Origin of the sequence: Dietzia sp. KRD202, assembly GCF_017168155.1 — a bacterium.
GTDB lineage: Bacteria > Actinomycetota > Actinomycetes > Mycobacteriales > Mycobacteriaceae > Dietzia > Dietzia kunjamensis.
Window position 1 is genome coordinate 55,858 of the sequence record NZ_JABFAN010000020.1, and the last position, 21,553, is coordinate 77,410.

The window sequence follows — 21,553 nt, forward strand, 5'->3', positions numbered from 1 at the left end:
TGGGGCAGGGGCGGGGCGGGACTCGTCCTGCCGGGCTCACGAGTCGTCTCGGCTCTCCCTCGTCTTCCGGTCGTTGGCCTTGCGCAGCGCCTCCACGAGCTCGTCCTTCGTCATGTCGGAGCGGCCCTCGATGTCGAGCCGCTGCGCCTGCTCGTAGAGGTGGTCCTTGCTGGCGTTGGCGTCCACCCCGCCCTTCGACTCTCCGGAGGGGTTCGGGCCGCCGCTCTCCGAGCGTGAATCCGAGGGTCCCTTGCCGTCCTTGGGCTCCCAGTGGTCGCCCACCTTCTCGTGCGTGTGCTTGACGGCGCTCCAGGCGGTCCGCGCGACACGGGACTCGTCGCTGTACTCCTCCTCCGCCGAGTCATAGGCCTTGGCGAAGGTGTCCTTGGCCTTCTGGTCGCTTCGCTGCAGCGTCGAGGGCAGCTCGCTGTCCTTCGCGTTCCCGTCGCTGTCTGTCTTCGGCATGGCGATTCCTCTCGTTTGTCAGCTCACCAGGATCTGGGTGGCGGTCTCTTTGAGCTTGGCCTGGGCCCATGTGGCCTGGCGCGTGGTCTGGGGTTGGCATTTCTCCGCGACTTCGAGAAGGTCGCGGTGCCGTAGGCCCTGCGCGGCCTGGGCGATGAGGAGCCAGTCCATGGCGACCCCGGAGGCCTCCATGTAGACGGTCCGTAGGTCCTCGAGCAGGAGCAGCTCCGGGGTGTGGTGTCTGCCGAGTAGTTCGCTGCCCTTCTCCCGCGCCCGTTCGGCCAGTCCGAGTTCGAGTCGGGGGGCGGGGTCGAGGTCCTGGCCGTAGTCGGCGCCAATCCGGGCGATCTCGGCGAGGTGGCTGCGGGACCAGCCCACCAGGTCCCGTGCGACGTGGTAGATCTCGTGATCGACCTTGTGGCGCTCGGAGACCTGCAGCAGTTTGTGGGCGAGCTCGACCTCGGAGCGGTGAAGTTCGCGGAGAACGGGTCCGAGTTTCATGTCAGCCCTCCCGTGGCCGTCGTCGCCGCTCCGGCTCGTCGGGTGGACTCATCGCGGTCGGCGACCCGGGCGATGCGTGCGGCGGCGGTCTTGAAGATCGGCTGTTTAGAGGCGGGGTCCCAGTCGGTGGGGGTGAGCTCGTTGGCCGCGGTCCCCACGGCGTCGCCCTCTGGTCCGGCACTGTCGCCGGTGTCCCAGTAGCCGTAATGGAACGGCAGGAAGATCACTCCCGGTCGGATCCCGGTGATCCGGGCGGCCGCCCGCACCCGTCCGCGGGGGGTGGCGATCTCCGTGAGGTCTCCCTCGGTGATGCCGGCGGCCGCGGCGTCGGCGGCGCAGATCTCCACCCACACCTGCGGAGCGGCTGCCTGCAACTCGGGGGCTCTGCCGGTCTTGGTGCGGGTGTGGAAGTGGTAGATGGTCCGGCCCGTGATCAGCTGCAGGGGATAGTGCTCGTCGGGCGGTTCGTGCGCGGGGAGGTATTCCGCGCCCTTGAGCATCGCCTTGCCCTCCGGATTCATCGCCGTGTACTCGGTGGCGTCCTTGGGGGCGCCGGTGACCAGGTCGCGACCGTAGTTCTCGCAGTAATCCGGGTCCGCCCAGAACTTCCCGTCCGAATAGAGCCGCTCGGTGCCGTCGGGGTTGTCGTCGTTGCACGGCCATTGGATACCGGAGCCGCCGCGCAGTCTGTCGTAGGTCAGCCCGGTGTAGTCGCACGGCCGGCCGGCGGTGCAGTCCTTCCACGCCTCGAACGCCGATTCGGGGTCGTGCCACTTGATCAGCGGCTCGCCGTCCTTGTCCTTGAGCCCCAGGCGGTGGGCGAAGTCGATGAAGATGTCCAGGTCGGCCCTGGCCTGGCCGGGCGGATCGACGGCCTTCTCCGACAGGTGCACGGTCCGGTCGGTGTTGGTGAACGTGCCGGTCTTCTCGCCCCATGTGGCGGCCGGCAGGACGACGTCGGCGAGCCTGGCGGTCTCGGTGAGGAAGATGTCCTGCACCACCAGTGTCAGTCGCTCCTGGGACAGGATCGAGCGGATGCGTGTGAGTTCCGGCAGGGAGACGGCCGGGTTGGTGCCGCTGACCCACAACAGCCGGATCGAACCGTCCTCCACATACCGCATCATCTGCATGGCGTGGGTGGGTGCCGAGTAATGCGGGATGTCCATCGGGTCGACGTTCCACACCCGGGCCAGGTCCTGCACGTGCGAGGTGTTGGACCAGTTCCGGAAGGCCGCCAGGTCGCCGTCGGCGCCACACTCACGGGTGTTCTGGGCGGTGGGCTGGCCGTTCATCTGCAGCACGCCGCACCCGGGCCGGCCGAGCATCCCGCGCAGCAGGTGGATGTTGTTGACCTGCACAGCGGCCGCGGTGGCCTGGTTGGACTGGTAGAAGCCCTGCAGCACCGTGGACATCAGCCGCTCGGCGCCCCCGATGAGCCGGGCGGCCCGGCGGATCTGCTCGGCCGGAACGTCACAGATCTCGGCCACCCGCTTCGGCGGGTAGTCGGCGACCTGCTCGGCCAGTGACGAGTACCCGACCGTGTGCTGGTCGATGTAGTCGCGGTCGATGTGGCCGGCGTCGAGCAGTTCGTGGATCAGGCTGTTCATCAGCGCCAGGTTGGTGCCCGGCCTCGGTGTCAGATGGATAGTGGCGTGTTCGGCGACCGGGGTGGGGCGTGGGTCCACGCACAGGATCGCGGGCGGGTCGTCCCCGGCCAGGCGATCCAGGATCCGCATCCAGGTCACGCTCTGCGTCTCGGCCATGTTGTGTCCGTAGAGGCAGATGACGTCGGCGTGGTCGATGTCGGCGTACGAGCCGGGCTGACCGTCACATCCGAAGGACGCCTTGAGCGCCGCGGCGGCCGTCGCGGTGCACAGCCGGGTGTTGCCGTCGACGTGGTTGGTGCCGATGCCACCGTGGGCGATCACACCGAGGGTGTAGTACTCCTCGGCGAAGAGTTGCCCGGTGGTGTAGAAACCGATCGCGCTGGGGCCCTGCTCGTCCAGCAACTCGGTGGTCCGGCCGACGACCCGGTCCATCGCCGTGTCCCAGTCGGTCTCCACCAATACGCCGTTCTCGCGTACCAGCGGGCGGGTCAGCCGGTCCGGTGAGGAGTTCGCCTGCCAGCCGTAGAGGTCCTTGACCCCCAGCCGGCCCCGATTGACCCGGTCCTCTGCACGTCCACGCACCCCGCAGATGCGGCCTTCGACGACGGCGATGTCCAGCCCGTCGCCGTTGGAGTGCAGGATCGAGGCCGTCTGCACCCACCGGTCGACATCCGCCTCGGCCATTCCGTCGGCCAGGTGGGTGTCCACTCGGACGGGCCACTGCTCGCCGGGGCCGTACGGCGTGCGTTCGCCCCACGGGTGAGTGACCCGATCGGGCGTCGAGTCGCTGCCGGGTGTCATGGTGCTCCTAGGCTCGGCGCGGCTGCCCGCGGTGGAGGAAGGACAGGGCGACCATGGCGAGGCCCAGGATCAGGTGCAGCCAGTTGTCGGCCGTGTTGAGCGGCACGAAGTTGGCCGCCGAATCGTGGCCGATCACCAGGCCATAGACCCACAGGGCCAGGTAGACGATGCCGCCGGCCAGTAGGTAGATACGAGCCTGTGGGGCGGTCCGGGACATCAGGATCCCGACGACGCCGTAGAGCAGGTGGACGATGTTGTGGAGGATCGACACCTGGAACAGGCCCAGCAGCATGGCCTCGGATTCGTGGCCGGCGAACTGCATGGTGTCGTACGCGGCGGTGATCCCGGGGATGAAGCCGGCGATCCCCACGAGCAGGAACACCACGCCGAAGGCGAGGGCTACGTACTGGACGGGGGAGCGGTGCCGGGCCGGGCGAGCGGTCTGGGTCGTGTCCGTCATGAGTCCATTCCTTTCTCGACTGATCGACATCGGAAGTGACGCTGTCCCGACCTTAAACAGCAGGGGCCGGATTGAAAACCGGTGCCGGGGGTCGGAGCGCTCGTCGGAGAACGCGATCCACCGTTGCGGCATTTACCCTAGGGGGGTACCGTATGTGCCATGGCCGAGCATGGATACACCCCGCACAAGGAGGACCACCTCAAGCGGCTGCGCCGCATCGAGGGTCAGGCCCGCGGGCTGCAACGGATGGTCGAGGAGGACAAGTACTGCATTGACATCCTCACGCAGGTCTCCGCCATGACCCGGGCCCTGCAGTCCGTCTCGCTGAGCCTGCTCTCCGAGCACCTCGGGCACTGCGTCGCCGGCGCCATCGAGAACGGCAGCCCAGAGGAAGCCGAGGCCAAGCTCGCCGAGGCCAACGCCGCCATCGCCCGCCTGGTCAGGTCCTGATCACCGCGCCGACTGATCGCGGGCCCCGACAGTCACCGCACACCCACCACCCGAACGAGGAGAACACCATGTCCGCCACTGCCACCTACACCGTCTCCGGCATGACCTGCGGCCACTGCGTCGCCTCCGTGACGGAGGAGGTCTCGGAGATCTCGGGAGTCACCGAGGTCGAGGTCGATCTGGAGTCGGGTCGCCTCGTCGTCGTCTCCTCCGACCCGGTCGATCCCGCGGCGGTCCGCGCCGCCGTGGACGAGGCCGGGTACACAGTCACAGCGCAGGAGTGAGCACACCATGACCACCACCGACAGCCGGGACACGGCGCCCTCCGCCGGGACCACCTTGGTCGAGCTGCAGATCGAGGGCATGACCTGCGCCTCGTGCGCCAACCGGATCGAGCGCAAGCTCAATAAGCTCGACGACGTCACCGCCGAGGTCAACTACGCCACAGAGAAGGCCCGCGTCCGTATCCCCGAGGGCCTGCAGCCGTAGCTGCTGCTCGACACCGTCGAGCAGGCCGGTTACCACGCACAATTGCCGCGGCCCCGGAACACTCAGCCCCGCACGTCCGCGCCCGGCGGGGGCGACGCGTCCGGTGCCGCGGCCGACGCCGGGCAGTCGACCGGCCACGCCGGCAACGCCACCGAGGACACCGCCGCGCCCGACCGGGTCGACGAGCTGCGCCAGCGTGTCATCATCTCCGCCGTCCTGTCGATCCCCGTGATCGCGATGGCCATGGTCCCAGCGCTGCAATTCACCAACTGGCAGTGGCTGTCGCTGACGCTGGCCGCCCCGGTCATCGTGTGGGGCGCGTGGCCGTTCCACCGCGCCGCCGCGATCAACCTGCGCCACGGTGCGTTCACCATGGACACGCTCGTCTCGCTCGGTACGTCCGCGGCGTTCCTCTGGTCGCTGTACGCGCTGTTCTTCGGCCACGCGGGCATGCCCGGGATGACCCACGGGTTCGAGTTCAGCCTCTCGCCCAGTGACGGCGCCGGCGACATCTACCTCGAGGCCGCGGCCGGGGTGACCACGTTCATCCTGCTGGGCCGCTACTTCGAGGCGCGGTCCAAGCGCACGGCGGGCGCCGCATTGCGATCACTGCTCGAGCTGGGCGCCAAGGACGTCGCCGTGCTTCGCGGGGGTGTTGATGGCGGGCGTGTGGAGACCCGCATCCCGGTGGAGGATCTGCAGGTCGACGACGAGTTCGTCGTCCGCCCCGGCGAGAAGATCGCCACCGATGGCGAGATCGTCGACGGCGCCTCGGCGGTCGACACGTCGATGGTCACCGGCGAGTCCGTGCCCGCCGAGGTCGGTCCCGGCGACGCCGTGGTGGGCGGCACCGTCAATGCCAGCGGCCGCCTGACCGTGCGCGCCACCCGCGTCGGTTCCGACACCCAGTTCGCCCAGATGGCGCAGATGGTGGAGGACGCCCAGTCCGGCAAGGCCGCCGCGCAGCGCCTCGCCGACCGCATCTCCGGGATCTTCGTCCCCGTCGTGCTGGTGCTGGCCGTGGCGACGTTCGCCTTCTGGATGCTCACCGGAGGCGGCGCCGCCCTGGCGTTCACCGCGGCCGTGGCGGTGCTCGTCATCGCCTGCCCGTGTGCGCTCGGCCTGGCCACGCCGATGGCCCTGATGGTCGGCACCGGCCGTGGCGCGCAGCTGGGCATCCTCATCAAGGGCCCCGAGGTCTTGGAGTCCACCCGTAAGGTCGACACGATCGTCCTGGACAAGACCGGCACCGTCACCACCGGTCAGCACGCACTGGTCTCTACGACTGTTGCGGTCGGCGAGGACCGGGCCGAAGTTCTGCGCCGCGCCGGGGCCGTGGAGGACGCCTCCGAGCATCCCGTCGCCCGCGCCATCGCCGCCGGCGCCCGCGAGGAGGTCGGCAACCTGCCGGCCGTAGCGGACTTCGCCAACCACGAGGGTCTGGGGGTGTCGGGGCGCGTTGGCGCTGGTCCCGGGCGCGCGGCCGCGGAACCCGCTGTCGATGGTTCCTCCGGGGCCGACGACGACGAGGTGGTCGTCGTGGGCCGTCCCGCCCTACTGGCTGAGCGGAACATGCCGCTGTCGCAGGAGCTGGACAGTGCGATGGCCGACGGCGCCCGGGCTGACCAGACCGCGGTCGCGGTGGGCTGGGGCGGGAAGGCCCGCGGGGTCCTCGTGGTGGCCGACCAGATCAAGGACTCCTCCGCCGAGGCCATCGAGAAGTTCCGCGAGCTGGGTCTCACCCCGATCCTGCTCACCGGGGACAACGCGGCGGTGGCCGCGTCGGTGGCCGGCGAGGTCGGCATCGACCCGGGCCCCCAGACGGTGATCTCCGAGGTCATGCCGGCCGACAAGGTCGATGTGGTCCGCCGGCTGCAGGCCGAGGGGCGCGTGGTGGCGATGGTCGGCGACGGCGTCAATGACGCGGCTGCCCTGGCCACCGCCGACCTGGGCCTCGCGATCGGTACCGGTACCGACGCTGCGATCGAGGCCTCCGACCTCACGCTGGTCCGCGGCGATCTACGCTCGGCGGCCGACGCGATCCGGCTCTCGCGGAGCACGCTCGGCACCATCCGGGGCAACCTGTTCTGGGCGTTCGCCTACAACGTCGCGGCGCTCCCGCTGGCCGCGGCGGGGCTGCTCAACCCGATGATCGCGGGCGCCGCGATGGCGTTCTCCTCGGTGTTCGTGGTGGCCAACAGCCTGCGGCTGCGGAGGTTCCGCGCGACCGTCTGACCGAACCCGCCCGGCCGCCCCTCCCCTCCAGATCCGCTACTCCGAATCGGCATCCGCTAGTCCAACTGGGCTCGCCGATCCCGATTCGGAGTAGCCGATTTCGCGGCTCGGGGCGGCCGGGGTGCGTCGGCGACCGGCTGCACCGTCGGGTGTCGCGTGGTTCGGTGGAGTTATGAGCTCTCACATGACTCCCGCGAGCGACAGCCGGGCGAGCGGTAACCCCGCTAGCCGTGGCCGAGCGACAGGCCCCGGGCCCGCCGGTGTGCCGGGCGGGCCCGCCGACGCCGGCGGACCCGGTGAGCTGGGCGCCCCCACCGGCTGGGCGCTGCCCATCATCACCCTGCTGGGGGCCGCCGCCGCGATCGTGGCCGCGTTCATCGGCAGCGGAGCGCTGGGCGGGACCCCGATCGCCGAAGCCGCCGGTGGCGTCCTGTCCGCCGACGCGACCCCGGTGGCTCCCGCCGGGTCGGCGTTCAGCATCTGGAGCGTGATCTACCTCGGGCTCGCCGCGTACGCGATCTGGCAGCTGACCCCGGTGGCGCGGCGCTCCGCCCGGCAGGCGGCGCTGCGACCGTGGGCCCTGGCCTCGGTGCTGCTCAACGCCGCGTGGGTCTGGGCCGTGCAGTTGGAGTTGATCCTCGGCTCGGTGATCGTGATCGTGCTGCTGCTGGCGGTGCTGATCCGCATCATGTTCATTCTCGGCGCGCCGCGCATCGGAGGGGTGGTCGAGACCGTGGTCACGGACGGCACGTTCGGCCTGTACCTCGGCTGGGTGTCGGTGGCGTTCTTCGCCAATGCCTACGCGTGGCTCGCGAGCGCGGGGGTCGACGTGGTGACCGAGGTGCCGTTCGGGCTCGTCGGCATCGTCATGGCCGCGGCTGACGGCGTGGCGACCGCGCTCATCAGTGGCGGGCGCATCCCGCCGGCGCTGGCGACGGCTTGGGGTCTGGCGTGGGTGGCATACGGCCGCACCTCGGGCGAGTACGAATCGGCGGCCCTGGTGTGGACGGCGGCGATCGCGTCGGTCCTGGTGGTCGTCGTAGCGCTCGCCCGGCGGCTCACGGTCAAGAAGCGTCAGCCGGCGGGCAGGGCCCCCGAACGCACGGCCCAGTAGGCGGCGCCCACGACTGCGCCGATCACCATGGCCGGGCCGAACGCGATGCCGCTCTTGGCCCCCACCCGACCCGCGGCCAGCAGTATGAGCGCGACAACGGCGTTGATGACGAACGCCGCCAGGGTTCCGGCGAGCACCGCGGGCCAGCCGAGCCAGCCGAGGAACGCCCCGAGCACGCCGGAGAGCTTGACGTCTCCCAGGCCCAGGCCGGACGGGTTGATGAGCGCGAGCACGAAGTAGAACGCGAGCAGCGCGGCCGCGGCGGCGGCGGCCCGGCCGAGCGAACCCCAGACATCAAACATTGCCGCCGTCACCGCAAGCCCGCCGAACACTACCGGGTACAGCGGCAGGACGACCTTGTCGGGCAAGCGGAAGACTGCCAGGTCGATCGCGATCAGCAGCGAGCACCCCACGGCCAGGGCGGCGAACGTCACCAGGTCGGCCCAGCCCAGGGCCAGGTACGCGGCTCCGAACCCGCCGGCCGCCGCCAGCACGACGTGCAGGCCACTGCGCAACCACCGGGAATCGGACTCGGCGAGGGAGCGCATCCACCGTCCGAGCACCGCCGCAACCCCACCGGATACGACGGCCGAGGCCACGGCGATCACGAAGAGCATGTCAGGAGAACGCCTCCATCATGTTGATCACGGTCGGGCCGAGCAGCACGATGAACAGTACGGGCAGGATGCACGTGAGAAGCGGGAAGATCACCTTGACGGGCACCTGCTGGGCTTTCTCCTCCGCGCGCTGGCGGCGCTTGAGCCGCATCTCGCTGGCCTGGGTCCGCAGGACGTCCGCTACGGAGATGCCGTAGGCGTCGGCCTGGATGATCGCGCGGACGAACCGCCGCAGGTCTGGCACGTCAGTCCGCAGAGCGAGATTCTCGTAGGCGTTGCGCCGCAGCTGGCCCACCTGGATCTCCTGCAGTGTCCGCACGAGTTCTTGGGCGAGCGGGCCGGTGCCGTTGCGGCCGGCGCGGGCCATGGCGGCGTCGAAGCCGAGGCCTGCCTCCACCGCGATGGTCATCTGGTCGAGGGTGTCTGCCAGTTCGAGCTGGATCTCGTCATTGCGCTCCTGGCTGCGGCTGGAGAGCAGCAGTTCGGGCAGGAAGTAGCAGACTGCCGCCGTGCCCAGCGTGAGGAGAAGAAGCAGCGGTTCCGGCTTGGCCCGCAGCAGCAGCAGGCCCAGCAGGATCACCACGAGCGGCAGGACGATCTTGGCCACCACGAGCCGCTGGATCGACCACCCCTTGGGCCGACCCGCGCGCAGGGTCAGCTTCTCGAGCCTCCGGATGGTGCCCGTCGGTGTGACTCGGCGGGCGAACTCGTACAAGCGACTGCGGGAGTCGTCGTCGTCGACCCCGGTCAGGTCGACGGGCGCGGCGTATCCCTCCTCGATCCCCCGGCGGAGGTTGGCGACGGTGCGCGCGCGGACGGTGTCGCGGCCGGCGAACACTGTGAAGGCCAGCATGAACATCGAGGCGGTCAGGACGAACACGGCCACCGCGGCGGGCAGTGAACTCACGCGGTGCTCCTTTCGAGGGGCGAGAAGGGAGGGGAGGAGGGACGACCCTGAGGGAGGGGCCGACCATGTCAGAACTTGATGCGGACGACCTTGCTCAGCCATATGCCGCCGATGGTCAGCATCACCACGCCGGCCGCGATCATCCCCCAGCCGAGCGGGCTCTGGGTGAGCACGCCGATATAGGTCGGGTTGGAGATGAACAGGAACCCGCCGATGCCGAACGGCAGCGCCATGAGGACGTACGCGGAGAGCTTGCCCTCGGCGGCCAGGGCCGCCACCTGCCGGCGGATCTGGTTGCGCTCGCGGATGGTGTGGCCCACGGCGTCGAGGACCTCGGCCAGGTTGCCGCCGACCTCGCGATTGATGGCGATGGCCTGCGTGACCCACACGAAGTCCTGGCTGCCCATCCGGTTGGCGGTCTCCTCGAGGGCGGGGCCGAGGTCGCGGCCGACGCGGGTCTCGTTGATGATCCGCGCGAACTCCTCGGACGTAGGTTGTTCGGCTTCGCGTGCGACGGAGGCCAGCGCCTGCAGCATGGAGTGTCCGGCGCGCAGGCTGCTGGACATGAGCTGCAGGGAATCGTCGAGTTGGTCGGCGAACTTGGCGCGACGGCGAGAAGCGAGAATCTGTAGAAGGGCGTAGCCACCTGCGGGCGCGAGAAGGGCCAGGAACGTGCCCATCAGCGGACCGACGAGGATGAGGCCGAGGGCGAACGCGACGATCGCGGCGACGACGACGAGGAAGACGTAGTCCTGGAGCCCCATGCGGACTCCGGCGCGTTCGATTTGGCCGGCTCCGGTGGTCCCGCGGCGGCGCAGGAGGGAGTCGATCGCTTCGGTGGCGGCGGTGGCCGCGCGGCTGATCGGCCCGGGACCCTCTGCCATGCCGGGCCGCCGGCGCTCCCGCGGAATCCGACCCGGAGCGGGCGAGAGGATGAGGTAGCCGCCCGTGAGCAGCGCGAGCGTGAGGGCGGCGATCGCGAATCCCACGGGGGACAACAGCGTCTGGCTCATCGGATGGATCCGGGGTTCTCGGTGGTCGCGCCGAATACGCGTGGGGACAGGGTGATGCCGAGTTCGTTGAACCGGTCGGTGAAGCGAGGCCGGACGCCGGTGGCCTGGGGCTTGCCGAGGAACTTGCCGTCGGGGCCGAGGCCGGCGGAGTAGTCGAAGAGGAAGGCGTCCTGCAGGGTGACGGTCTGCCCCTCCATGCCCTGGACCTCCGTGACGGCCGTGACGCGGCGGGTGCCGTCGCGGAGCCGGGTGAGCTGGATGATCACGTCGACGGCGGAGGCGATCTGCTCGCGGATGGCCCGCAGGGGCAGGTCCATGCCGGCCATGAGGACCAGGGTTTCCAGTCGGGCGATGGCGTCACGTGGCGAATTGGAGTGGACGGTGGAGAGTGACCCGTCGTGGCCGGTGTTCATGGCCTGGAGCATGTCGAGGGTCTCTCCGCCGCGGACCTCGCCGACGACGATGCGGTCGGGCCGCATTCGCAGGGAGTTGCGCACCAACTCGCGGATTGTGATCTCACCGCGGCCCTCGATGTTGGCCGGGCGGGACTCAAGACGGACCACGTGATCCTGCTGGAGCTGCAGTTCCACGGCGTCCTCGATGGTGACGATCCGCTCGCCCTCGGGGATGTAGGAGGACAGGACGTTGAGCAGGGTGGTCTTGCCGGAGCCGGTGCCTCCGGAGACGATGATGTTGAGCCGTGCCTCCACGCACGCCTGCAGCAGTTCGGACATTTCCGGGGTGAGGGTGCCGAACCGGATGAGGTCGTGGACCTTGAACGGGTCCTTGGAGAACTTCCGGATGGTCAGCGAGGAGCCGTTGACGGCCAGCGGCGGGATGACTGCGTTGACGCGCGAGCCGTCGGCGAGTCGGGCGTCGACCAGCGGGGAGGATTCGTCGACGCGGCGGCCGATGCGGGAGACGATCCGCTCGATGACCTGCCGGAGGTGTTCCTCCGAGGCGAACCTGGAGGGATGGCGGGTGAGCTGGCCTGCGCGTTCGACAAAGATCATGTCGGGGCCGTTGACCATGATCTCGGTGATCTCCGGGTCGTCGAGCATCTTCTCGAGTGGGCCGTGGCCCAGCACGTCGGCCTGCACGTCGGTGATCAGACGCACCCGCTGGTCGCTCGTGAGTGGGACGGTCTCGTCCTCGACGACCTTGTTGAGCTCGCTCCGCACCATGGCGTGGAGCTGCTCCTCGGTGAGCGACGGGTTGTTCAGGCGAGCACCGATGCGCTCGAACAGAGCGCTGGCCGCGCGTTCCTTGAGGGCGACCAGCGGATCGGCGGTGGGATCGTCGGCGGGTGCGCTCCCTGCGGTCTTCGTGGACGAAGTGCTGGTGGCAGTGGCCGGCTTCGTCGTCCCGGTCGGGGCGACCACAGCCGGTGTCGAGGGCGGCGCGGTGGGAATCGATGATGCGGCGTCGGACGCGGGCGCGTCGGTACCGGTGGCGCCCGGGGCGACGCGGGCCGCGCGGAGGCGTTCGGACAGGCTCATGCCTTCACCCGCTTCCGGCGGAGTCGGTGCCGACCACCCTCGGCGGTCAGTACGGCCGTCGCGGTGGGGCGCATGGGGGCCGGGGTGAACCGGTCGACCAGCTTGCGCAGTTGCTTGGCCATCGCATCGCGGCCATCGCTCTGCAGCAGGGGCACTCCCTGGTTGACCGACACGGGGACTGCCTTGCTGCGGGGGAGGACCAGGTCGACGCCGGTGCCGATGGTGGCCTCGACGTCCGCTTTGGTGAGCCCGCTGCGGGGGTGGGCGAAGTTCACCACGACGTGCCGCTTCTCGAGGTTCAGCCCCAGGTCGCGCAGGATGTTCAGTTCCTTGCGCAGCCCGCGGACCCCGGGCACATCGAGGCTGGTCAGCGTGACCAGTTCGTCGGCCTGGTCGATTGCGGCGAGGGCGTGGTCGTCGAGTCCAGGCGCGGTGTCCACCACGACGTACCGGAACTCCGAAGCGAGGGTCTGCAGGAGCTGGGCCACGTCGGCGGCGGTGATGTCGTCGGCGTCGGCGGGCGAGGTCGGCCCGCACACGGCGTAGAGGCCGGTCTGGTGCTGCGTGAGGAAGGTCTTGAGCACCATGGAGTCTTGGACGGCCGGGCCGCGGACCACATCAAGGAGTGTGTGTTCGGGGTCCAGGTTGAGGGCGCTGGCCACGTCACCGAACTGCACGTCGAGGTCAACAATCACTGTTGAGAGCGGGGCTGTCCGGGCGAGACCCACTGCGAGGTTGGTGGCGACGGTCGTCTTGCCGACCCCACCCTTGGGCGAGACGACGCTGATGACGCGGCCGCGCGTGCTGGCGCTGCCGTTCATGGCGGGGTCGCCCGGACCCTGAGGTGCGGTCGAGGCGGCGACCTGGGCGGCCCGACCGAGCACCGCGGCGAGCTCGCCGACCTCGGCTTCGGGGTGCACCACGTCGCACGCGCCGGCCCGGAGGGCGGCCAGAGCGAAGGCGTCGGGATGTTCGCTCACCAGCACCACGGCCATACCGGGGCACTCGGCGGCGAGGCGGGACGAGAGCTGCAGAGCCTCGTTGCGGCCGGCGGCGACGTCGATCACCACGACCTGGGGGATGGCGACGCCCGGCCCGAGCTGCTGGAACAGCTGCGACGGACCGGTCGGCAGGGGGCTCCCGGCGATCACCGAGATCGGCTCGCCGGTCGCGGTGGCGACCCTCCCGCGAAGGTCGGCGGAATCGGTGGCGATCAGTATGCGGCTCATCAGTAGAAATCCCTTGCATCGACCCGGCCGGTGCCGTCCTGCGGAACGGTGGAATCCTCGAGGGACAGCCAGATGCTCCCGTGCTCGACTGAGAACGCGACCGTTTGGGCCTGGTCAGTGGTGAGCGCCATCGTGATCATGGCACCGCCCTCTGGGACTGGTGCCGCGTCGGGGTTCTCGATCCCTTCGTTCGGCTGGGTCGCACCGAGCCCGCCCTGGACGCGGGTGACGAGGATCTTCCGTAGGACGAGATGGGTCGATCCGTCGCCGAGGGTGACGAACACGCCCACTGTGTCCCCGGGAGTCACGGTGCCGCCGACGACTCGCGGTGCGTCGAGCGGGATGGTCACCTGGTGGTAGCCCTCCGGGACCGGGATGCCGCCGAACCGCTCCAACGACTGCCGGGTAACGAATCGGGCGCCAAGGACCTGCTCGCCGGGCTGTAGGTCGGTCGCGGCAACTCGGCCGGCCACCTCTGCGAGAGACCGGACAGCATCGGGCCCGACTGCAGCCTTGGGCAGGCGCTGGGTCGTCACCGACGCGGCGACTTCTTCAGCAGGTGTCCCCTGGGCGATGGGTGCGGACACGACCAGCACCTCGATCGGGTCCATGTTCGCCATCGCGCGGCTGTCCGCGTTGTTGACGTAGCTGACCAGCAGCACTGCGCCGAGGATCGCGAGTACGCCGGCCGCGATGGCGGAGACGAGACGTCGGTTCATTGGGCTCTCACTAGTCGGGTAGTAGGACGACGGCGGCGGCGCCCAGATCGGGCCCACCCGGTCCGTAGTCGAAGTCGGGGTCTTCTTGGAGCACGGTGGTGAAGTAGCCGCTGATGCACCGTTCATTGCCGCGGCAAGGTGGGTTCCAGCTCTGGCCGGAGAAGTGGTATCCGGTCACGGTGAACGCCGCGTAGCCATACACCATGTACCAGGCGCCTCTTCCCTGGCCGCCTTTCTCATCCGGGTCGGCGTCGTCGAAGATCGGCACGAGGATCGTTCGGTCGCGGATAGTCGAGAGATCGCAGTGCTTTGCCGTATTGCCCGGTTCGCTCTCGGCCCGGGTGCCGATCCGCGTGGTGGCGTTGCAGCTCTTCTTGACGTCGGTCTCCAACCAGCCGAAGCCGCCCGGAAGGTAGGTGGGGGAACCGTCCACTGAGTCTGTGCACGTGCCCGCCGGCGTGGTGATGATCACCTGCTCTCGACCCGATGGGCGCCCGTCCACCGAGTACTTGTTGAAATCGCAGAGAGAGAAGATCATCGGAAGGGCCGATGTGCCGCCCGTTGGGGAACCCCAGCCAGCAGTGGCGAACGTCGCGAGCTCGGTCGAGTCGACACCCAGAACCGGCGCAAACCAATGCTGTCGGACCGCGGAGGTGCGAACTGTGACTCGCCCGGATGCCTCGGTGGGAATCGGGTCGACGTCCGCCACTGCGGCCGCTGAGTTGCTGTTGAGCGTCGCCAGCGATTGCGCAGTCTCGGCCGGCGCGCCGCAGTTCTTGCGGGCGCAGTCCTGGGCGATGGCGAGCGCAGCTGCGTCCGCGCCCGTCTGGAGCTGTTGTCTCTCCGCATGGGTAGCAGCTATGTCGAGGGAGATGGCGGCGAATCCGAGGAGGGGGACGATGAGGATCGCGATGAACACTGCGATTGCGCCGCGATCCTCGTTCATCCGAAGCATCTCATGGTCCCCTTCCCGGTGAGAGTGAGGTCGTCGATGGGAAGAAATCCTGAGACCAGGGAAAACGGGTACTCGATCGTGACCGACGCGAGCCCGGCACCCGTCAGGGCCGACGAGCAGCCGGCGGTCGGGGTGATGGTGACGTCGGCATCGGAAAGGTCGAGGGGGCTGGCGGAAGTCTCCACCGCCGCGATCGCGGCGGTGGCACTGTCCTGCAGTGCCATGACCCGGACGCCGTCGCGTGCGGCATTGGAGAGGGTGGTTTGGACGTGGTAAGCGCGTCCGAACTCGAGGATTCCGAGGACTAGGAGCAGGAGTATCGGCAGTACGAGCGCGAATTCAACTGCGGCTGCTCCGCGGTCACGTGAGGGCGTGATCATTGCGGCGCCTGAGGGGAGGGGGCAGGGACGTGGAGAGGATCTGGGCTGAAACTTTCCCAGGGTACTCCGCCTCTGGCGCAGCGATTAAGGCTACGCCAGAGGCGAACGCGTACCGACTCTTAGCCCTCGCCGCCGCCGATTTCGGTGTTGAGGTTGGCATCCGCGGTGCCTTCCGTCAGGGCGTTACCGGTCCCGGTAAAGAGGTCGCGGACCGTCTCGCCCAAGAAGACGACGGCAAGAATGATCGCCACTGCGATCAGCCCAACCATCAGGCCGTACTCCACGGCAGTCGCGCCGCGGTCCTTGCGGTTCTCGAAGCGATCGTCGAGGAACGCCTGGAAGGTGACCATGAGGGCATAGACCTGGTTCATTGTGTGAACCCTTTCTTGCGAGGGATTGAGCCGGTGGCTCGAGGGGGAGGGACGCCCCGCGAGGGCCAGAGGAATCTGTGCGGGGACTGAGAAGAGTATGCACCCGCTTCTCAGGTTGTGCAAGCGTTCAGATATGTTTGCGTGATGAACTTCATAGGAAGCACGCATTTGCCGTGCTCGCGGGGCCTGCGCCCCGCGAGATATCGACCAGCGCAACGGGTCTCGGAGGCGCTGGTCTGCCCGCTCGAGCTCGGCATCAGGACGCCGGTCCGTTAGTGCGGCTGCGAGGTGAACGGCACCTGAGTAAGAAGTGCAAGTGACTTCTTACTTTGTGGTAGGGCCGAAGCGGGCGTAATCTGCCGCCGAAACTCGCTGCCGCATACGCGGTTGCGTACCGGGTCCGCCTCGGTACCGCCACCCTCACGACGCCGTCCGAGGAGGTTATTGATGACCGCACGCACCGTGTCCACCGCCCGCCGCGCCCGGAGGAGTTCGACCTTCGTGGCCCTGTCTGCAACCGCGCTTCTGCTGGCCGCATGCGGCACCGGAGAGGACTCCCCAGCCGCCGGGGGCGACGTCACTCCCCAAGATGGCGCGGGCAACACGTCCGAGACCAGCGCCTCCGCGACCACCACGCAGACGTCCGGCCAGAACGCCGGCGGCCAGGCGTTCGCGACCGCCGAGCTGGTGAACCCCGAGGGTGAGCCGCGGGGGACGGCCGAGTTCGCCGAGGCCGACGGTGGCACGCTCGTCACCGTCGAGGCGACCGACCTGGAGCCCGGGTTCCACGGTCTGCACATCCACGGCACGGGCCTGTGCGAGCCCGACAGTGAGAACCCCACCCAGCCGGGCGAGCGGGGCGCGTTCCTCTCCGCCGGCGGCCACCTGGCGGGCCCCGGCGGCGAAGCCGGCCACCCCGAGCACGCCGGGGACCTGCCGACCCTCTACGTGACCGAGGACGGCACGGCCCGGATCGCCACGCTCACCGACCGCCTGGACCGCGACCTGCTCCTGGACGAGGACGGCTCGACCTTGATGGTCCACGAGAACTCCGACAACCTCGCCAACATCCCCGAGCGCTACGCGCCCGAGGGGGCCGACGAGGAGACGCGCAACGCCGGCGACGGCGGGAGCCGCATCGCCTGCGGGGTAGTGACCGAGGAGGGCTGACTACTTCTGCCGCGGCACCCGGCCCATGAGGTAGAACTCCGGGTTCGGGCGCATGTCGGTGGCGTTCGCCAGCCGGTTGCTCAGCCCGAACAGCCCGGTGATCGCGGCGATGTCCCACGCGTCCTCGTCGTCGAGTCCGTGCTCGTGCAGGGCGGCGAAGTCGGCGTCGCCCAGCTCGTCGGAGTGCAGGTTGACCTTGGTCGCGAAGTCGCAGATCGCCCGCTCGCGCGGCGTGAGGTCGGCCTTGCGGTAGTTCACCGCCAGCTGGTCGGCGATCATCGGCGCCTTCTTGACGATCCGCAGGATCGCCCCGTGCGCCACCACGCAGAACAGGCAGCTGTTCTGCCCGGAGATGGTCACCACGATCATCTCCTTGTCCGCCTTGGACAGGTTGCCCTCGCGTTCCATCAGCGCGTCGTGGTAGGCGAAGAACGCCCGCGACTCGGCGGGGCGGCGCCCGAACATCAGGAACACCTCGGGCACGAACCCGGCCTTCTCTTGCTCGGCGAGGATCCGCTCGCGCAGGTCATCGGGCAGGTCGTTGAGATCGGCGAGGGGATAGCGGTCCGACATGGAGGTCTCCGGGGCGTAGACGGGCGAGGGGTCGCCACAGCGTAGGACGCACGCGGGATCGCCGGACGCGTTCAGCGGGCCCTCCCCCGCGCTCCCCACCTGCGCTCAGGACTCGCGGAGTTGCCCCCACACGTGGACGTGGTCGATCTCCACCCACGCGTCCACGCGGGCGCGGTCGCGCACCGGGTACGGCTCGCCGGTGTAGTGCGTGCTCAGGGCGTCGATGCCGGACAGGTCCGGGTCGTCGGCGATCTCCACGACCCGCCCCTGGATGCTCGCGTGGGTGTACCAGTCCTCGGACGCGATGACGGACAGTGCCACCCGCGGGTCGCGTCGGAGGTGCTGCAGCCGCACTCGGCCGGCGTCGAGGTTGAGGTGGATCCGGTCACCCTCCACGAGTCGATACCAGGTCGGCACGGTGACCGGGGAGCCGTCCTTGCGCAGCGTCGCCATGACGGCCGGGTTGGGTGCGAGCAGGACGGCGCGGGTGTCGTCGTCCAGGTGAGAATCGGTCACGGCGGGGATCCTTCCATCGGCGTTGCGGTTCGCCCCCAGTGTGCGCTGCCCGACCGCGACGGCGCACGAACCGACCGGTAGCCAGATACCCCGCAGGGTTTTACGGTGGATGATGTACGTGTTCCCCCAAGGAAAAAGGACGCAGCACAATGCTTCTCGAACGCATCTATGACTACGACCTGGCCCACGCCAGCTACTTCATCGGCTGCCAGAGCAGCAGCGAGGCGATCGTCGTGGACCCCAGCCGCGACCTGCGGGCCTATTTCGACATGGCCGACCAGCACGGCATGAGCATCGTCAAGGTCACCGAGACCCACATCCACGCCGACTACCTGTCCGGCACCCGCGAACTGGCCGCCGCGACCGGCGCCACCGTCTACCTCTCCGACGAGGGCGGTGACGACTGGCGCTATGGGTTCGAGGGTGAGCGGCTCCGCGACGGCGACACCATCGAGCTCGGCAATGTCCAGCTCAAGGCCGTGCACACCCCCGGCCACACGCCCGAGCACCTGATGTTCCTCGTCACTGACGGTGCGTTCGCCGACGAGCCCGGCTACGCGCTCACCGGCGACTTCGTGTTCTGTGGTGACCTCGGCCGACCGGACCTGCTCGACGAGACCACCGGCGGCAACGCGTCGAACGACGAGGACACCCGCTTCGAGAGCGCCAAGCAGCTGTTCGCCAGCCTGCGCGAGCGCTTCCTCACCCTGCCCGACCACGTCCAGGTGTTCCCGGCCCACGGCGCGGGCTCGGCCTGCGGCAAGTCCCTGGGGGCCTTGCCGTCCAGCTCGGTGGGATACGAGCGGAAGTTCGCGTGGTGGCCGACGTACGTGGAGAACGACGACGAGGAGGGCTTCATCTCCGAACTCCTCGATGGCCAGCCCGACGCGCCGGCGTACTTCGGGCGGATGAAGCGCGAGAACCGGGACGGCCCCTCCGTGCTCGGCAATCCCCTACCAGAGCTGCGGGAGCTGCCAGCGGAGGAGGTGGCCTCCGGCATCGAATCCGGTGACCTCGTCGTCGTCGACCCCCGCCCCGCCGACGACGTCCACGACGGCACCGTCGACCGCGCCATCAACCTGCCCGCCGGCCAGGCGGGCACCTACGCCGGCTGGGCGATCGATCCGGAGTCCGACGCCCGCGGCCTGGTCTTCCTCGCCGAGGACGCCGAGGAGGCCGACGAGCTGCGGCGCCACGTCATCCGGGTGGGGGTCGACACCACGCGCGGGTACGTCACCTCCACCGACGGACTGCCCACGTTCCGCCCGGAGACGGTGGACCCGAAGGACCTGGAGTCCCACGAGCACGCCATGGTGCTCGACGTCCGCGCCACCTCCGAGTACGAGGAAGGCCACGTCCCCGATGCCACCCAGCTGCACGGCGGCCAGGTGATGTGGGAGCGCGACGAACTGCCCGACTCGGGGAAGATCGTCACCTACTGCCAGTCCGGCACCCGCAGCTCGGTGGTCGCCAGCTCACTGCGCAGCGTCGGTTACGACGTCACCGAGCTCGAGGGCAGCTACTCCGCCTGGGAGGACGCCGGGATGCCCACCGAGTGAGCGGCCGGCCGTGGCGCCGCCACCGGGCGCGGTGCCACGGCCTCGCCCGCGGGGAGGAACCGGCCCGCTGCGAAGTCGCGTCCGTAGCCGTCTGCGAACTCCCCGTCGGACCACACCACGCGGCCGCCGATGATCGTCGCCGCGACCGCCCGGTCGTTGCGGTTGACCATCCGGCGGATCCCGCCGAACTCGTCCATGGCCTCCTCGTGGTAGTCGAGGGACTCGCCGTCGAGCCCGGACGGGTCCACCACCACCACGTCCGCTCGCGCGCCCACCTGCAGGCGCCCGGCGTCGAGGCGGTAGAAGTCCGCCAGCTCGCCGGTGAGCTTGTACACGGCCTCCTCGGTGGTGAGGAACGGCGCGCCCTTGAGTTGTGCCTGGTGGACGCGCTCGAGCAGGCGGATGCCGAAGTTGTAAAAAGCCATGTTGCGCAGGTGCGCGCCGGCGTCGGAGAAACCGATCGTCACACCCGGGGTCCGCACGAGCCGGTTGGCGACCTTCTCCCGCGCGTTGGCGATGGTGGTGGTCCAGCGGAAGTCGGTGACGTACTCGACCACCAGGTCGAGGTAGGCGTCTGCCGGGTGGAGCTTCCGGGCGCGGGCGACGTCGCCGACGGTCTGGCCGACCAGCGACTCGTCGGGGCAGGCGACGATGAGCGCGTCGTCGAAGTCCCGGTGCCACACGCGCGGGCTGAAGCGCTTCTCGAAGTCGCGGCGGAACCAGCGCCGGTAGCTCTCCTGCTCGAGCAGGTCGGTGCGGGCCATCTCGTCGACCAGGTGCAGTGCCTCGCGGCCGGAGCCGAACTCCTCGAACACCACCAGGTCGATCCCGTCGGCCCACACCTTGAATGTCGTGGGCAGGTGCTGCCACACGAACTTGCCGCGGCCCAGGGTGTTGGCGGCAAAGGCGATGGGCCGAAAGATGCGGTTGACCCACGGCTCGGCCAGCGTGTCGGCGGCGGCCAGCAGCGAGACACGCAGGGACTTGCGGAAGAGCCCGGTGCTGGTGGCGGCGTAGAAGGCCACGTCGACCTTGGTGTTGAGGTTGGGCACGCCCTGCAGGACGCGGTCGCGGCGACGCAGCAGCCGGCTGATCCGCCGGAACTCGCCCCACGAGGCGTGCGTGGAGGGCAGGGTCCGCGAGCGGTAGCGGTCACCGTCCATCTTGTCCCACGGATTGGTCATGGTGGACACGCCGAGGAAGCCCTCGTCGAGAGCGGCGTTGATGCGGCGGTCGATCTTGCGCAACTCGTCGCGGCTGGGGGACTGCGTGGGGTCGGTCGCCCGGCCCAACCCCATCACCGAGGCGCGGACGTCGGAGTGGCCGAGGAACGACGCGACGTTGGGTCCCAGTGGCAGGTCCTCGACCGTGCGCCGCCAGTCCGACGGGCCCGACCAGGTCTTCTTCTGCTCGAGCGCCGCCAGCACCGAGTCGCGGGGCAGGGCCTCGACGCGGCTGAACAGGTCGGCGACGTCGACGGCGCCCGAGTACACGCCCGAGATGGAGCAGTTGCCCACCAGGACCGTGGTCACCCCGTGCCGAACGGATTCGCCCAGGGCCGGGGAGACGAGCAGTTCGACGTCGTAGTGGGTGTGGGTGTCCACGAATCCGGGTGTCACCCACCGCCCCTCGGCTTCCACGACCTGCGTGCCGGGCGAGACGGGCAGCGGCGCGGGGCTGATCGCCGCCACGACACCGGCCCGGATCCCGACGTCCGCGCGGACGCCGGGGGCGCCGGTGCCGTCGAAGACCGTGCCCCCGCGGATGACGACGTCGAAGTCCGCCCCGCCCGGGCTGGCGTTCTCGGCGTTCTCGGCGTGCTCAGCGCGATCGGCGCGAGCGGCGTTCTCGGTGATGCTCACGAGGAACTCCTCCTGATGTGATGTGGAACACAGCTGCCCCCAGGCTACTCGGACATTCGTC

21 protein-coding genes and 1 pseudogene are annotated in these 21,553 nt (G+C 69.4%); 6 read left to right on the forward strand and 16 right to left on the reverse strand.

Annotation, left to right across the window (positions count from 1 at the left end):
• Nucleotides 1–36: 36 nt before the first annotated feature.
• The 4 genes from J1M64_RS18070 to J1M64_RS18085 are packed head-to-tail and all read right to left on the reverse strand — an operon-like array spanning nucleotide 37 to nucleotide 3,834.
• Entirely contained in the window at nucleotides 37–465 is a 429-nt protein-coding gene (locus tag J1M64_RS18070; RefSeq protein ID WP_096906548.1) for a ChaB family protein, read from the reverse strand.
• Nucleotides 466–483: 18 nt separating this feature from the next.
• Complete coding sequence (locus J1M64_RS18075; protein WP_206475090.1) at nucleotides 484–966, reverse strand: hypothetical protein; 483 nt, start codon at nucleotides 964–966, stop codon at nucleotides 484–486.
• Nucleotides 963–3,374, reverse strand: coding sequence for a molybdopterin oxidoreductase family protein (locus J1M64_RS18080; RefSeq protein WP_241261749.1), 2,412 nt, complete (start codon nucleotides 3,372–3,374; stop codon nucleotides 963–965). The genes J1M64_RS18075 and J1M64_RS18080 overlap by 4 nt, the downstream gene beginning before the upstream one ends.
• Nucleotides 3,375–3,381: 7 nt before the next feature.
• On the reverse strand, nucleotides 3,382–3,834 hold the full coding sequence (locus J1M64_RS18085) for a DUF4383 domain-containing protein (protein ID WP_163376127.1): 453 nt from the start codon (nucleotides 3,832–3,834) through the stop codon (nucleotides 3,382–3,384).
• A gap of 159 nt (nucleotides 3,835–3,993) precedes the next feature.
• On the opposite strand from J1M64_RS18085, the gene J1M64_RS18090 reads away from it, so the two are divergent.
• From J1M64_RS18090 to J1M64_RS18105, 4 genes and pseudogenes are all read left to right on the forward strand, one after another.
• Nucleotides 3,994–4,284: a metal-sensitive transcriptional regulator gene (locus J1M64_RS18090; RefSeq protein WP_067718792.1), complete on the forward strand. Its 291-nt coding sequence runs from the start codon at nucleotides 3,994–3,996 to the stop codon at nucleotides 4,282–4,284.
• A gap of 68 nt (nucleotides 4,285–4,352) precedes the next feature.
• A complete protein-coding gene (locus J1M64_RS18095; protein ID WP_007633030.1) occupies nucleotides 4,353–4,568 on the forward strand; it encodes a heavy-metal-associated domain-containing protein in 216 nt (71 codons plus the stop codon).
• A 7-nt stretch (nucleotides 4,569–4,575) separates the two neighbouring features.
• Nucleotides 4,576–7,008 (forward strand): annotated as a pseudogene (locus J1M64_RS18100) (heavy metal translocating P-type ATPase).
• A gap of 184 nt (nucleotides 7,009–7,192) precedes the next feature.
• Nucleotides 7,193–8,122: a TspO/MBR family protein gene (locus tag J1M64_RS18105; RefSeq protein ID WP_307872479.1), complete on the forward strand. Its 930-nt coding sequence runs from the start codon at nucleotides 7,193–7,195 to the stop codon at nucleotides 8,120–8,122.
• Here J1M64_RS18105 and J1M64_RS18110 read toward each other — a convergent pair.
• The 9 genes from J1M64_RS18110 to J1M64_RS18150 form a co-directional block, all read right to left on the reverse strand.
• Nucleotides 8,083–8,739, reverse strand: coding sequence for an A24 family peptidase (locus tag J1M64_RS18110; RefSeq protein ID WP_206475091.1), 657 nt, complete (start codon nucleotides 8,737–8,739; stop codon nucleotides 8,083–8,085). The genes J1M64_RS18105 and J1M64_RS18110 overlap by 40 nt on opposite strands.
• Nucleotide 8,740: 1 nt before the next feature.
• The gene (locus J1M64_RS18115) at nucleotides 8,741–9,646 is read right to left on the reverse strand and encodes a type II secretion system F family protein (protein ID WP_307872480.1); all 906 of its coding nucleotides are present in this window, start codon (nucleotides 9,644–9,646) and stop codon (nucleotides 8,741–8,743) included.
• Nucleotides 9,647–9,714: 68 nt separating this feature from the next.
• Complete coding sequence (locus tag J1M64_RS18120) at nucleotides 9,715–10,659, reverse strand: type II secretion system F family protein (RefSeq protein ID WP_206475092.1); 945 nt, start codon at nucleotides 10,657–10,659, stop codon at nucleotides 9,715–9,717.
• A complete protein-coding gene (locus J1M64_RS18125; protein ID WP_206475093.1) occupies nucleotides 10,656–12,158 on the reverse strand; it encodes a CpaF family protein in 1,503 nt (500 codons plus the stop codon). Before J1M64_RS18125 ends, J1M64_RS18120 begins: the two co-directional genes overlap by 4 nt.
• Complete coding sequence (locus J1M64_RS18130; RefSeq protein WP_206475094.1) at nucleotides 12,155–13,387, reverse strand: AAA family ATPase; 1,233 nt, start codon at nucleotides 13,385–13,387, stop codon at nucleotides 12,155–12,157. Before J1M64_RS18130 ends, J1M64_RS18125 begins: the two co-directional genes overlap by 4 nt.
• On the reverse strand, nucleotides 13,387–14,106 hold the full coding sequence (cpaB, locus tag J1M64_RS18135; RefSeq protein ID WP_206475095.1) for a Flp pilus assembly protein CpaB: 720 nt from the start codon (nucleotides 14,104–14,106) through the stop codon (nucleotides 13,387–13,389). The genes J1M64_RS18130 and cpaB overlap by 1 nt, the downstream gene beginning before the upstream one ends.
• A gap of 10 nt (nucleotides 14,107–14,116) precedes the next feature.
• A complete protein-coding gene (locus J1M64_RS18140) occupies nucleotides 14,117–15,052 on the reverse strand; it encodes a pilus assembly protein TadG-related protein (protein ID WP_241261750.1) in 936 nt (311 codons plus the stop codon).
• Entirely contained in the window at nucleotides 15,049–15,441 is a 393-nt protein-coding gene (locus J1M64_RS18145) for a TadE/TadG family type IV pilus assembly protein (protein WP_206475097.1), read from the reverse strand. Before J1M64_RS18145 ends, J1M64_RS18140 begins: the two co-directional genes overlap by 4 nt.
• Nucleotides 15,442–15,560: 119 nt before the next feature.
• On the reverse strand, nucleotides 15,561–15,812 hold the full coding sequence (locus J1M64_RS18150; protein WP_206475098.1) for a Flp family type IVb pilin: 252 nt from the start codon (nucleotides 15,810–15,812) through the stop codon (nucleotides 15,561–15,563).
• Nucleotides 15,813–16,259: 447 nt separating this feature from the next.
• Between J1M64_RS18150 and J1M64_RS18155 the strand changes: the two genes are divergently transcribed.
• Nucleotides 16,260–16,982, forward strand: a complete 723-nt coding sequence (locus J1M64_RS18155; protein WP_206475099.1) for a superoxide dismutase family protein — start codon at nucleotides 16,260–16,262, stop codon at nucleotides 16,980–16,982.
• Here J1M64_RS18155 and J1M64_RS18160 read toward each other — a convergent pair whose 3' ends face one another.
• Both J1M64_RS18160 and J1M64_RS18165 read right to left on the reverse strand, forming a co-directional pair.
• Nucleotides 16,983–17,555, reverse strand: a complete 573-nt coding sequence (locus J1M64_RS18160; protein ID WP_206475100.1) for a peroxidase-related enzyme — start codon at nucleotides 17,553–17,555, stop codon at nucleotides 16,983–16,985.
• A 105-nt stretch (nucleotides 17,556–17,660) separates the two neighbouring features.
• Nucleotides 17,661–18,071 (reverse strand): PPOX class F420-dependent oxidoreductase, encoded by a 411-nt coding sequence (locus J1M64_RS18165; RefSeq protein ID WP_067718824.1) that lies wholly within the window; start codon nucleotides 18,069–18,071, stop codon nucleotides 17,661–17,663.
• A gap of 149 nt (nucleotides 18,072–18,220) precedes the next feature.
• Between J1M64_RS18165 and J1M64_RS18170 the strand changes: the two genes are divergently transcribed.
• Nucleotides 18,221–19,630, forward strand: a complete 1,410-nt coding sequence (locus J1M64_RS18170; protein WP_206475101.1) for a rhodanese-like domain-containing protein — start codon at nucleotides 18,221–18,223, stop codon at nucleotides 19,628–19,630.
• Here the strand turns inward: J1M64_RS18170 and J1M64_RS18175 are convergent.
• The gene (locus J1M64_RS18175) at nucleotides 19,591–21,492 is read right to left on the reverse strand and encodes an amidohydrolase family protein (protein WP_374220872.1); all 1,902 of its coding nucleotides are present in this window, start codon (nucleotides 21,490–21,492) and stop codon (nucleotides 19,591–19,593) included. The genes J1M64_RS18170 and J1M64_RS18175 overlap by 40 nt on opposite strands.
• Nucleotides 21,493–21,553 lie beyond the last annotated feature (61 nt).